Raw genomic sequence first — 12,877 nt, forward strand, 5'->3', positions numbered from 1 at the left:
TTGTTTCCTGCTTTATTCAATTTTTGGAGCGGAGAATCGATAAAAAATTTTTGGAGTTCCATCCGCTTTAATTTCAATACGATCAATGAGACGATGCAGAATTTCCGGTGTTAATTCATCAAAGTTTAAAAATTGGGCCAATTCCTGTTTCAACTTTTGGATGTTCTCGACAACTTTATGGCTTGATAACAAAGATTCAAGTTCTTTTTTTGAAACGACAAGCTCATTGATTTCTTTGCTATTTGCCTCAATCATATCTTGATAATCCTCTTGGGTGATTTTTTCATCGGCGAGCAGCTCGATATATTTGCGTTTTCGTGCTTTTAAGGCGTCAATTTTCTTGTTTATTTTATCCAGTTTCTTTTGGACGGAAAGTTGAGATTGTTTTGCTTTTTCTTCGAGTTGTTTTAAATAATATTCCTTATCAATTTGCTGCATGAGAGACTGGATGTCATGAATGATGGTTTGTTTAAGCACTTCCTCTTTGATGACATGGCTGCTGCAAGCTTTTTTGCCGAATCTGGCATATCCACCGCACACATAACCTTTACGATTTGAGCGATACCACATGCCTTTGCCGCAATCAGCGCAATAGGCAATATTCGTAAATAGGTGCCGTTTTGGAGCAGGGATTGTTTTTGAACGTAATTTCATCTGATGTTGTACAGCTTCAAATACGTCTCTTGGAATAATCGGCTCATGAGCGTTTGGAATAATAATTAGCTCCTCATCAGACGCCTTTTTTCGTTTGGTGCTTGTAACACTCACAGTCGTTGTACGCCCTTGAACCAAATCGCCTGTATAGTGCGGGTTGGTTAAAATGAGTTTGATGGTGGAATCGTTCCATTTGTCGCCCGCATTCTTTTTTCCAGCCACTTCAGCTGGTGTTGGTATCCCTTCGTTATAGAGCCTTCTTGCTATTGAATCGCGTCCATAGCCTGCCAGATATTCATTAAAAATTCTGCGAACAATGTTTGGGGTTTCATCATCTCGAATGTGCAATTTTCCATCTTTGATTGTATATCCGTAAGGGGGCGTACTTCCTTTAAAAAGCCCTTTTTTAGCACGGGTCTTGAGAGTTTCTTTTACTCGTTCACTGGTGCGTTGAGCTTCTTGTTCATACATCCAAGCATAAAGACCGAACATGTGTGTATTTCCTTGTAAGGTGTTAATAGCTCCATCTAGCGTAATGATGTGAACCCCATGATTTTCACAAAGATTTTTGATTTGATAAGATAGTTCTCCGTTTCTCGCTAAACGCGAAAGCTCTTTGGCTAGAATAACATCGATTTTTTTGTTCATTGCATCGTCAATTAATCGCTGCAGATTTTTGCGCTTTGCTGTAGTTCCTGATTCAACATCGATGTAAACTTCATACAAATCCCAGCCCTTATCTGCGATGTAGTTGTAGAACAATTCTTTTTGATACTGTAGAGAAGCTTGTTGTTCTAACTTATCAGAAGAAACTCGTACATAAACGCCACATCTCATTTCGCATTCAATCCTTCCTTGCTAAATTGAGATGTAGCAGTGTTCACCTTTTTAGCATTATTGACAATTTCGTCAATTTTATTATTAATAATGGATTTAATAAGTTCAGAAAAGGTTACTTTAGGGTCACTATAAATGCGTTCTATAGAATTTAATGGTTTCTTCATGATAGTTGGCTCCTTTCATTTAAAGGTAAGTCTAAAAATAAAAACCGCAGAGTACCCAGCCACATCCACATACATTAAGTGGCTTAGTAACCTCTGCGGTTTTCGCTTTTTGTCGGGTTACGGAGTCAGTATTTAATTTTTTGTTTGGAGATCTTTTTAAGGATTAATTTTGAATACATTATATCTTTGTTTTTTTATATTTTAAGGGCTTTTCTAAAAAAATTGGTGGTTTCATTTTTCGGTTTTTTACCCATCGAGCAAATTCATTACTCGGTTAATTGCCTGTCTAGGTAACCTAGACGGGCAATTAACCGAACTCCCCATATCAAAAAGCCTTGTGTATCAAGGCTTTTTGACGTAGTGCCATGGAATGAGAATCAGAAGATAAAATTATTTTTCGGTTAGTCATTTAATTTAAACGTGTGATTTTTCGGTAAGTTGTTTAATTTCTTTTTCTAGCTCTACAAAGGGAGATAAACGGAAATCGATATCTACTCGTTTGCTTGCAAAATGTATGTCGACACGGTTAATAAACATTAGTGATAGTGTCCGTTTCTCAATATCACTGAACTGGTCGAAAGAGGTTAAATATTCAAAGCGTTGAAATACCTTGTCAATCTCATCGTTATTCAACAGTAAATCAATTTGTTCCATAGCGGAATGTAGTTGTGCAAGTTTTTTCTGCATTGTTTCTTTTGCAGAAGAAATATGTTTTAAAAACGCGCGTTTCTCATTGTTCCCCTCAATCATTCGCTCGTTGTATAATAGCAGCTCATTCTGTTTTTTTGACGACTCTTCTTCTCTGCGCAAGGCTTTTTTCCAGCGAAGAAGCAGTTGTTGAGCATGGCTTCTCATCTTGTATAACTGTTGGGTCCATTGAGTAGAGAAACGTGTAAATACAATTTCGTGAACAGCGTTCATATCGATTTTTTGTCTACAGTTCGGACAGACATATTTCATATATTTTTTAGTTGATTGGCTAGGTGTATCAACCTTAGTTTTTAAGGAAACCTTGCAATTTTTACAATAAGCAATCCCCCGTAAATAAAATGGCGTATCAAATTGTTTCGTTTGTTTTTTGAGTTCCCTCATTTCATTGACGAGATGCCAAAGATGGGGCGGCACAATAGGTTCATATACATTTTCAATGAAAGTGATTTCTTCTTTTGGTTTACGGGAACTAGAATGAGCGCTTTTTCGGACGTTCCAAGTTAAATGGCCAGCATAGATATAACGATGTAAGATTGCATCGATTGTATTTTCATGCCATCCATTTCCGGTTGGCGAAGGAACATTGCATTCGTTTAGAAGGTTTGCGATTTTTTCATTGCTATACCCCCAAGAAGATAGATAAAAAATGAGCAAAACAATAGGGGCATTTTCGTCAGGAATCAATGTTTTGTAACCGGTTTGTTCGTCAACAGTGACTTTTTTATAACCAAACGGTGTTCGGCTGCCCGGACGGATTTTTTTAGCTAGCAAACCATCTTGGGTATCTTTAGTCCGTTTGGATTTAATGATAGATTCCTGTCCGGCAAATAACAATTTCATTTCCGTAATCGTATTATGTGCGTCCCATTCGCCAGAAACTGTGGTGCAAAAGAACTTACAATTTGGTTTGAGAGACTTAATGGGGTTGTAAATTTGTGTTACAAAACTGTTGAATGTACGATCTATTCGGCTTTCTTCATAGAAGAACACAGCATCAGCTTCGTTATTGATAATGTACATAAAAAGCTCCCGCATGCCCGGTCGATCCGTAGCGGTTTTTCGATAGGCGCTGACTGCGTCATCAATACACCAGTGAATAATTTCGTAACCTTCCGCTTTTGCCTTTATTTCAATCTCGCGCTTTTGAATCTCAATTGAATGGTTATCCAGTTGCTTATGACTGGAGCGGCGAATATAACCGACCCCTTTATTTAATTTGGGTATTGTCATGTTAAAACCTCCGATTTGAAAAATTCGTGGAAAAATAACTCACAAATTACATAATCATGGTGGACAATTAAGTTTTTAATCATCATTTTTGCTAGTAAGCGGCGCTCATGATCTTCTAGATTTTCCCGCAGCATTACTTGAATGAGCCGCACCAATTCGTTAATCTCCCGTAAGCATTCATTTATTTTTTGTTCTTTTTGCACAATATTGTTCAACTTCGACTCTAATGCACGTATTTCTTCTAAAAGTTTTTTGGCTTCATTGCAAGGTTTGGATAGGTTGTATGTGGTGCATAGTTTGTATTCAATATGTCGAATGGCTTGCAAACAAGCTGTTTTATCCTGATCATTGGCTTTTTTTAATGAAGTGAGAAACGAAATGCATTTCTTTTCCAATTCGTTTGTATTCAGGTTGTTTAATGCTTCTGTTACAATTTCATCAATCATCCTGTTAAGTTGTTGAATTGAAATATCGACTAATTCATGGTTTCTGTTGCATAAAAAGTATCCTTCAGTTCCCACTGTGTTCATTTTCAATGACATTTCGCTGTTACAGATGAAGCATATAGGTCGAATGAATACATTGTCTTGCGTTTTCGCTTTAAGTTCATAATATTGCTTTTCTAATTGTTCCAATTTTTTATTTGCACTCTTGTATTCATCGAGTGTGATAATTGCAGGAACATGCGGCAAACGATGATATTCGTTCTGAGTCATATAGTAACCGGCGTAGAATGGTTGTTTTAATATCTTTAGCACATCTTCCACTTTTCGCTTCATTAATTTTTTATATTTGGTCAATAAGGACAGAAATTCTTCAAGGGTTTCAACATTTGCAGCTTCAGAAAATAGCTGTTTAACCAGTTCGCCGCGCTGTTCGTTGATTGAATAAGAACGACCATTCTCTGTTTTGGTAACATCGTATCCGAATATGCGATGGGGAGCTTGTTTTCTTGCGTCAGATGTGCGTTTATTAATCAGATGGCCCTCATGTTGGGCAAAAATAGCATATGCTCCTTCTAAAACAATATCTTTATTAAATTGTGGTGAATTAGAAGCTGTAAAAATCACATTTACGTCATGTTTGATTAGTTCTGAGATAATCGTTAAATACTCGTAGAAATCACGAGCTAAGCGATCACGTTGGTAAACAAGCAGTGTGTCTACTTTGTCCTCTCGTACTAAATCAAGCAATTTGACCAGTTGTGGACGTTTGTGGAGAGGAAGCTTGGTTGCTGATATACCGTGATCGCAAAGGATTAGCACCTCATCGGGATTATATTGCTCTAAATAACGTTTTGCGGCATTGAGCTGCATTTCTTCACTCTGGTTCTCTGAACTAACACGCATATATAACACTTTTAATTGTGCTGGTGAATCCGGCATGAATTAACTGTCCTCCTTCTCCAAAATTTTTTTGTTTTCCATGCTTCTTGACAACAAGGAAGCCTGTAATAGAACATCTGTACTTATTTCATTTAAAAGAATCTTTTCGATTAAGCGTTCTAACCATAATCTCGACTCTTTCGGCAATTCCTCGCTAAACGTTACTTTCCCGATTTTTAAATCCGTTTTCATCAGAGATCCTCCCGTCAATTTTTGTTAACAATCATTGACGGGAGCATTCGGTTTTATACACTATTTCATATTTTTTGAGGCGTTATTTTCTTTTAAATGGAATTGCAGTTGTACACTGAGAGTTTTTTCTTTTGCATGTGGACGTTTCTTAATCATAATCCTCGTCTTATGCCCCGGAACTTTCAATTCAGTAAAAGATGGCTTCATTTGTCCTCCACCTCCAGATATAAAACTTTAAAAAGTTCTATGATCCTCTGGGAAAATCCATATTTTGTACAATTTTTCAGGCATTCTTCAAGCCAACTGTAACATTGATTTTCCTCATTCATTGATGCTTTTCACTCCTTCTGCCAATGTAAAGCATTAAAAATAAGAAATCCGCAGAACATGTGCATCAATAAATTGACAGCAACATGCAACCTGCGGATCTCGCTTGTTAGTGGTTAACATGTTATTTAGTTGCTAGGTTCTTTAACGATGTGAAAACCATTTTGTTTTATAATTAAGTTGTCTTCATAGAAAATCATCCTTTCTAAGTGAGTGAAATGCTCAGGGTTTTAATCATTAATCATCCTACTTTTAAGAAATTAATATTCTTATAGGTAAAAAGAACTATTTCTGAATGCGAAAAAAAAGCGCTCTATTTATAGCGATCTTATTGTTGTGTTATTTGTATTTTGCAGACGTTCTCTTCTTCTTTGGCGTTTTAATCGCTGGTTATAGGTGTTTTCACAGGTACTGCGTTTTCTATTAGGAAGAAATGCCACTTCAAGAGACAAACCGAACCAAATCCAATAAGCGAAGGACGTGAACTAACATGGATGATCATAAAGAATACTGCCCATATTGTGGCACAGATTTGCAGGGAGATCCGATTCCAAAAGAATTGCAGCAGCATTACGGAAATGCCACACATTTCAGCAGAAAAATCGGCATATCCAGTTTGGAAGCAGACCGGGTGATTCGGTGGCAATGTCCTGATTGTAAGGGAGAATGGGAGCGGGAGTAATAGAGAATAAATCTAAATCATATATAAGGCGTATTCGCTAGTCTGACATATGGAAGTAGTGATGGGACGAAAACGGAAAGTAGCTGCCCGATTGCGGAGCTGGCTAACCATTTACCTTAATAACTTTTATTTTTTATACAACCCCTGTATTGAGTCTGAATTTGAATACAAGATGATGCATTAGCGTTATCATAATATCTTTGCAGTCATTATTTTTCCTTTTTTGACAGTTGATTGAATCCAGCGAAATCAAAGTTTCTAACGCCGATAAAACTATGTATAATTAAGTTTGGAAATAATAAGGAGGCAGCTATATGATTACAGGAGAACTAAAGAACAAAGTCGATAAAATATGGGAAACGTTTTGGACAGGCGGAATTACGAACCCGCTGACGGTCATTGAACAATTTACATACCTCTTATTTATTAAAGGCCTCGATGAAGCTGAAACCCAAAGAGAACAAGAGGCTGCTTTATTAGGAATTGAGTTTGAACGCATCTTTCCTGAAGATAAACAACACTTGCGTTGGAGTAAGTTTAAAAATCTAGAAGCTTCGCAAATGTATGAAATAGTATCGAAAGAAGTATTTCCGTTCATTAAAAGCTTGCATGGCAATAAAAATTCTGCATATGCCAAGTATATGAGCGATGCGATTTTTATGATTCCTACGCCGCAAGTGCTTTCCAAAATTGTGGACGGCATTGATAAGCTCCCGATGAAAGACCGTGATTTACAAGGGGATTTATATGAATATTTGCTGTCAAAAATCGCGACAGCAGGTACGAACGGCCAATTCCGTACGCCGCGTCATATTATCAAGATGATGGTAGAGTTAATGAAACCGACTCCAGAAGATATTATTGTCGACCCGGCCGCCGGTTCCGCAGGTTTCTTGGTAGCGGCAGGAGAATATTTGCGTAAACATCGCAGTGACTTATTTTTAGTGCAAAGTTTAAAAGAACATTTTAATAATCATATGTTCTACGGTTTTGATATGGACCGCACGATGTTGCGGATTGGCGCGATGAACATGATGCTTCATGGCATTGAAAATCCGAATATCGAATATCGCGACTCCTTGTCGGAACAAAACAAAGATAAGGACAAATACACCCTTGTCCTTGCCAATCCGCCGTTTAAAGGCTCATTGGATTATGAAGCTGTTTCTAGTGACCTATTAAAAATTACAAAAACAAAGAAAACCGAGCTTTTATTCTTGGCGTTATTCTTGCGGATTTTAAAAACGGGCGGGCGCTGCGCGTGCATCGTGCCAGACGGAGTGTTATTCGGAAGTTCGAAAGCACATAAAGAAATTCGCAAAGAAATCGTGGAAAATCATAAATTGGAAGCAATTATTTCCATGCCAAGCGGCGTGTTTAAACCATACGCCGGCGTTTCTACGGCGATTATGATTTTCACGAAAACAGGCGTCGGCGGTACGGATCAAGTATGGTTCTATGATATGAAAGCCGATGGCTATTCGTTAGACGACAAGCGAACCCCAATTGAAGAAAATGATATTCCGGACATCATTGCGCGATTCCATAACCGTGAAGCAGAAAAAGATCGGAAACGGACAGAGCAATCGTTCTTTGTGCCGGTGGAAGAAATTCGTGAAAACGAGTATGACCTTTCGATTAACAAGTATAAAGAGATTGAGTATGAAGAAGTGGAGTATGAAGCTCCGAGTGTGATACTAGATAAGATTCAACAATTAGAAGAAGAAATTACTCAGGGCATATTGGAACTAAAAGATTTATTAAAATGATTGTATAAGATGGGACCGGTGATATTATGAATCTAGCACAGATCGTAAAAAAACGCGATTGGTTACTTGTAGATTTACCGGATGTTGTTTTTTTTCAAGAAGGACCGGGCGTAAGAAATAATCAATATACAACAAGCGGGGTTAAATTATTAAATGTAGCTAATTTACAGGACGGAAGAATAGTACTAGATAATACAGATAGATATATTTCTGAAGATGAAGCATATGGTAGATATCAACACTTTTTAGTTGATGAAGGTGATTTAATAATCGCAAGTTCTGGTATTAAAGTCGAGTATTTTGATAAAAAAATGGGGTTTGTAGAAAAACACCATCTTCCGCTTTGTCTTAATACCAGTACTATAAGATTTAAGAGTTTAGATAATTCAGTTCTTGATATCAGATACTTTATGTATTTTTTAAAATCTAACTATTTTAAAAAGCAACTATCGCGACTAATTACTGGTTCAGCACAGCTCAATTTTGGGCCTAGCCATTTAAAAAAAATTAAAGTAATTTTGCCTGATATATATACTCAGAAAAGAATTGTATCTATATTAGACAAGGCCCAAGAACTCATTGACAAACGAAAAGCCCAAATTGAAGCGTTAGACCAGTTAACGCAAAGTGTGTTTTTGGAGATGTTTGGGGATCCTGTTGCCAATAAAACATGGGAAAGACGACCACTTAAAGACATTACAGATGTAAGGGATGGAACACACGATTCGCCTAAGTATGTTCCAAGCGGTTATCCTTTAGTAACTTCTAAAAATATTAAAAATGGGAAAATAGATTTAAGGAACGTAAACTACATCTCGGAAGAAGACTTTATAAATATTAATAAGAGGTCTAAAGTTGATATAGGAGATATTATTATGCCGATGATTGGCACAATCGGAAATCCAATTATCGTCGACGAACAGCCAAATTTTGCGATAAAGAATGTAGCATTAATAAAATTTAACAATCCTTGTGTAATCAATATATATATAAAATATTTATTGAATTCACATTATCTTGATTATATTCTCAATAAAAATAAACGCGGAGGAACACAAAAGTTCTTGTCTTTAACGGACATAAGAAACATGGAAATTCCGTTGCCGCCAAGAGATTTGCAAGCCAAATTTTCTGAAATAGTAAAAAAAGTTGATTCCCAGAAAGCAATTCTTCACAAAAGCTTGACAGAGCTTGAAAACAACTTTAACTCTCTCATGCAACGCGCATTTAAAGGAGAGTTATTCAACGACTAGCGAGCGATAAGAAGTTAGTTTCGGTTAAGGGAGGGGTATTTGTTGTTATCCAACTTTCATTTTTTAATAGGAAAACCTCATTATGAGAGTTTTACGAATGCGTGTTTAGAAGCGGAGAAAAGTTTAGTTGTGAGTCCGGCGACGTGCGCGATTTTAACGCGCCGTGCGCTGGAGCTTGCCGTTAAGTGGGTGTACAGCTTTGACAGCGCTTTGAAAGTTCCGTATCAAGATAATCTTTCCAGTTTGATTCATGACAACGTCTTTTTGTCCATTATTGATGAAGACTTGTTGCCGTTGTTGCGTTACATTGTCAAACTGGGAAATGTCGCGGTTCATACGAACTCGATGATTACGAGGGAAGAAGCGATTCTTTCCCTGCATAATCTTCATCAGTTTGTGTCTTGGATTGATTATTGTTATTCCGATGAATATACGGCTACGGATTTTGATGAATCGTTGCTGCCAATCGGAGAGGAAAAGCGCGAGCGTCCGGAAGAATTAAAAGATTTATACGAACGGTTAAGCTCCAAAGATAAACGTCTCGAAGAAATGATGAAAGAAAACGAACAGCTCCGCGCCCTTCTCACCGCCAAACGGGAAGCGAATACAAAAGAGTACCACTTCCAAGTCGATGAACTGAGCGAATGGGAAACAAGAAAGAAATATATTGATTTAGATTTGAAGCTTGCTGGTTGGGAATTTAAAAAGGACGTTATTGTGGAATACCCTGTCGTTGGCATGCCAAATCAAGAAGGAGTCGGCTATGTCGATTACGTCCTTTTTGGCGACAACGGGAAGCCGCTTGCGGTTATCGAAGCGAAACGGACAACCGCTGACCCGAACAAAGGAAAGCAACAGGCGAAATTGTACGCCGACTGCATTGAGAAAATGCACGGCCAACGTCCGATTATTTTTTACACAAACGGTTTTGAAACGTATATTTGGGACGACCTTAACTATCCGGCGCGGAAGGTTTCCGGCTTTTACAATAAGGAAGAATTAAGCTTGCTTATTGATCGTCGGACGATGAAGAAGCCGCTAAAAAATGTGCAAATCAATGACAACATAACGAATCGCTATTACCAAAAAGAAGCGGTTTTAGCCGTATGCGACGCGCTCGAGAATAAACGGCGCAAAGCGTTGCTTGTCATGGCGACGGGGAGCGGCAAAACCCGGACGGCGATTTCGATTGTCGATGTTCTTACCCGTCATAATTGGGTAAAAAATATTTTGTTTTTAGCGGATCGCAAAACGCTTGTAACGCAAGCGAAAAATAGTTTTAGCCATTTGTTGCCGAACTTGACGCTTTGCAATTTGCTCGATAACAAAGACAATCCAGAGGAAAGCCGCATGGTGTTTTCGACGTACCCGACGATGATGAACGCGATTGACGAAGCGAAACGAAAAGACGGCAAACGTCTCTTTACCGTCGGGCATTTTGATTTAATTATCGTCGATGAATCCCATCGCAGTATTTACAAGAAGTACCGAGCAATTTTTGACTATTTTGACGCGATATTGCTTGGGCTTACCGCCACACCAAAAGATGAAATTGACCGCAATACGTATGAAGTGTTTGATCTGGAAAACGGCGTGCCGACCTATGCCTATGAGTTAGATCAAGCGGTTCAAGATGGCTATTTAGTGGATTATCGTACCATTGAAACAAAGCTTAAATTTCTTGAAGAGGGCATTCATTACGATGAGTTATCTGATGAAGAAAAAGAACGATATGAAGAAACATTTGATGATGAAGTAGGCGAGGATATTGACAGTGCCGCGTTAAATGAATGGCTGTTTAATGACGATACGATTGATACGGTACTCAGAGATTTAATGGAAAAAGGAATTCGCGTAGAAGGCGGGGACAAACTCGGCAAAACGATTATTTTTGCGAAAAACCATCGCCATGCGGAACGGATTGTGGAGCGCTTTGATCAATTGTTCCCTGAATACAAGGGAGGCTTTGCACGGGTCATTGATTACAGCGTGAACTACTACCAAACATTAATCGATGATTTTTCCGACCGCAACAAATTGCCGCAAATTGCGGTATCGGTCGATATGCTCGATACTGGAGTGGATATTCCGGAAGTCGTCAACCTTGTGTTCTTTAAAAAGGTACGCTCCAAATCAAAGTTTTGGCAAATGATTGGACGCGGAACCCGTTTATGCAAAGACTTATTCGGAGCCGGGAAAGATAAAACGCATTTCCTTATTTTTGACTATTGCGGCAACTTCGAGTTTTTCCGCGAAAATCCAAAGGGAATCGAAGGAAAAGCGGTGGAGAGCTTAACGGAGCGTCTATTTAATGCCAAAATCGAAATCATTAAAGAACTGCAGCATTTACAGTACCAAGAAGAAGAGTATATTGCCTATCGCAATGAATTGATTGACGAGGTGCTAGCGGAAATCAATAAGTTAAACGAAGAAAACTTCCGCGTACGCCAACATATTCAATACGTACACAAGTTTAAAAACCGGACTAAATGGGACTCCTTAACAGCGATAGATGTTAATGAAATCAAAGAACATATTTCGCCGCTGATTGTTCCGCTAAACGATGATGAATTGGCGAAACGTTTTGATTTACTCATGTACACGATCGAATTGGCGAAGCTGCAAACGAAAAATGCCACAAAGCCGATTCGGAGTGTGATTCGCACCGCAGAGGCGTTATCTAAGCTCGGTTCCATTCCTCAAGTGATGGAACAAAAATACATTATTGAAAAAGTACAGACGGAAGAATTTTGGAGCGAAGCCGATATTTTCGAATTGGAAGCCGTTCGCGAAGCGTTGCGTGATTTAGTGAAATTCCTTGAAAAAGAAACGCAAAAAATTTACTATACGAACTTTAAAGACCAAGTTTTAGAGGTCAAAGAAAACGGTCCGATGTTTAATGTCAATGATCTGAAAAATTATCGAAAAAAGGTGGAACATTATCTGCATGAACACCGCGACCAGATGGCCATTTACAAGTTGCGAAATAATAAAAAGCTAACCGTCCAAGACTTAAAAACGTTGGAGCATATTCTTTGGAATGAGCTTGGCACACAGGAAGATTATAAAAGAGAATTCGGAGACACACCGATTACAAAACTCGTCCGCCAAATCGTCGGCCTTGACCCGCAGGCCGCCAACGAAGCGTTTTCCGAATTTTTATCAAGTGAACGGTTGAACATCCAACAAAGCCGTTTTGTCAAATTGATTGTCGATTACTTTGTGAAAAATGGAGTCATGGACAAGCGGGTGCTGCAGGAAGAACCGTTTAAAACCGTCGGAAGCATTGTTGAACTCTTTAAAGACAACATGGACGACGCGCGGAGGATCATTAGCATTATCGATGAGATTAACAGAAATTCAGAAGATATTGTGGGGGCGTAACTATATAATAAAATCTTTCCACTTTAATTATAAAAGAAAAGGCATCTTAGAGGGTTCATATATTGCCCCTAAGATGCCTGTTTAATCAACTGTGTAATTAATGAAATGGAAAGATGTTTAATAATTTAATTCATTAATGTAAAGAAAGATAGAGAGACAAAATAAAAGGATTTTGAAGAATTAGGGTGAAGATGGTGTCAAAAACAGTTTCTCAATTAACTTCTTCCTATCACCAAGATTGCGTAAGAGTAACTTTTATTTTGCACTAAACAGCCCGAATGGCCAC

The 12,877-nt window shown here is 38.2% G+C and carries 9 protein-coding genes; 4 read left to right on the top strand and 5 right to left on the bottom strand.

Annotated elements, in window-relative coordinates; all coding sequences use genetic code 11:
• Positions 1–12: 12 nt before the first annotated feature.
• The 5 genes from NSQ22_RS01985 to NSQ22_RS02005 all read right to left on the bottom strand — a co-directional run bounded on the left by NSQ22_RS01985 (position 13) and on the right by NSQ22_RS02005 (position 5,176).
• Complete coding sequence (locus NSQ22_RS01985; protein WP_339264090.1) at positions 13–1,491, bottom strand: recombinase family protein; 1,479 nt, start codon at positions 1,489–1,491, stop codon at positions 13–15.
• A complete protein-coding gene (locus NSQ22_RS01990; RefSeq protein WP_169712512.1) occupies positions 1,488–1,658 on the bottom strand; it encodes a hypothetical protein in 171 nt (56 codons plus the stop codon). Before NSQ22_RS01990 ends, NSQ22_RS01985 begins: the two co-directional genes overlap by 4 nt.
• Before the next feature lie 414 nt (positions 1,659–2,072).
• Positions 2,073–3,599: a recombinase family protein gene (locus tag NSQ22_RS01995; protein ID WP_339264094.1), complete on the bottom strand. Its 1,527-nt coding sequence runs from the start codon at positions 3,597–3,599 to the stop codon at positions 2,073–2,075.
• Positions 3,596–4,984, bottom strand: coding sequence for a recombinase family protein (locus NSQ22_RS02000; RefSeq protein ID WP_339264096.1), 1,389 nt, complete (start codon positions 4,982–4,984; stop codon positions 3,596–3,598). The genes NSQ22_RS01995 and NSQ22_RS02000 overlap by 4 nt, the downstream gene beginning before the upstream one ends.
• A 3-nt stretch (positions 4,985–4,987) precedes the next feature.
• Complete coding sequence (locus tag NSQ22_RS02005; RefSeq protein WP_033008593.1) at positions 4,988–5,176, bottom strand: hypothetical protein; 189 nt, start codon at positions 5,174–5,176, stop codon at positions 4,988–4,990.
• Positions 5,177–5,993: 817 nt separating this feature from the next.
• On the opposite strand from NSQ22_RS02005, the gene NSQ22_RS02010 reads away from it, so the two are divergent.
• The 4 genes from NSQ22_RS02010 to NSQ22_RS02025 all read left to right on the top strand — a co-directional run bounded on the left by NSQ22_RS02010 (position 5,994) and on the right by NSQ22_RS02025 (position 12,591).
• A complete protein-coding gene (locus tag NSQ22_RS02010) occupies positions 5,994–6,185 on the top strand; it encodes a hypothetical protein (RefSeq protein ID WP_339264098.1) in 192 nt (63 codons plus the stop codon).
• 314 nt (positions 6,186–6,499) lie between these two features.
• A complete protein-coding gene (locus tag NSQ22_RS02015; protein WP_339264100.1) occupies positions 6,500–7,954 on the top strand; it encodes a class I SAM-dependent DNA methyltransferase in 1,455 nt (484 codons plus the stop codon).
• A 26-nt stretch (positions 7,955–7,980) separates the two neighbouring features.
• Entirely contained in the window at positions 7,981–9,207 is a 1,227-nt protein-coding gene (locus tag NSQ22_RS02020; protein WP_339264102.1) for a restriction endonuclease subunit S, read from the top strand.
• Between the two features lie 42 nt (positions 9,208–9,249).
• Positions 9,250–12,591: a DEAD/DEAH box helicase family protein gene (locus NSQ22_RS02025; protein WP_339264104.1), complete on the top strand. Its 3,342-nt coding sequence runs from the start codon at positions 9,250–9,252 to the stop codon at positions 12,589–12,591.
• The last annotated feature ends 286 nt before the right edge of the window (positions 12,592–12,877 follow it).

It is taken from the genome of Geobacillus sp. FSL K6-3411 (assembly GCF_037965715.1).
GTDB lineage: Bacteria > Bacillota > Bacilli > Bacillales > Anoxybacillaceae > Geobacillus > Geobacillus thermodenitrificans.

Excerpts from the sequence above, each read along its gene's own strand:
- NSQ22_RS02020 (WP_339264102.1), top strand. The coding sequence starts at position 7,981 with ATGAATCTAGCACAGATCGTAAAAAAACGCGATTGGTTACTTGTAGAT.
- NSQ22_RS02005 (WP_033008593.1), bottom strand. The coding sequence starts at position 5,176 with ATGAAAACGGATTTAAAAATCGGGAAAGTAACGTTTAGCGAGGAATTG.
- NSQ22_RS01995 (WP_339264094.1), bottom strand. The coding sequence starts at position 3,599 with ATGACAATACCCAAATTAAATAAAGGGGTCGGTTATATTCGCCGCTCC.
- NSQ22_RS02000 (WP_339264096.1), bottom strand. The coding sequence starts at position 4,984 with ATGCCGGATTCACCAGCACAATTAAAAGTGTTATATATGCGTGTTAGT.
- NSQ22_RS01985 (WP_339264090.1), bottom strand. The coding sequence starts at position 1,491 with ATGAGATGTGGCGTTTATGTACGAGTTTCTTCTGATAAGTTAGAACAA.
- NSQ22_RS02015 (WP_339264100.1), top strand. The coding sequence starts at position 6,500 with ATGATTACAGGAGAACTAAAGAACAAAGTCGATAAAATATGGGAAACG.
- NSQ22_RS01990 (WP_169712512.1), bottom strand. The coding sequence starts at position 1,658 with ATGAAGAAACCATTAAATTCTATAGAACGCATTTATAGTGACCCTAAA.
- NSQ22_RS02010 (WP_339264098.1), top strand. The coding sequence starts at position 5,994 with ATGGATGATCATAAAGAATACTGCCCATATTGTGGCACAGATTTGCAG.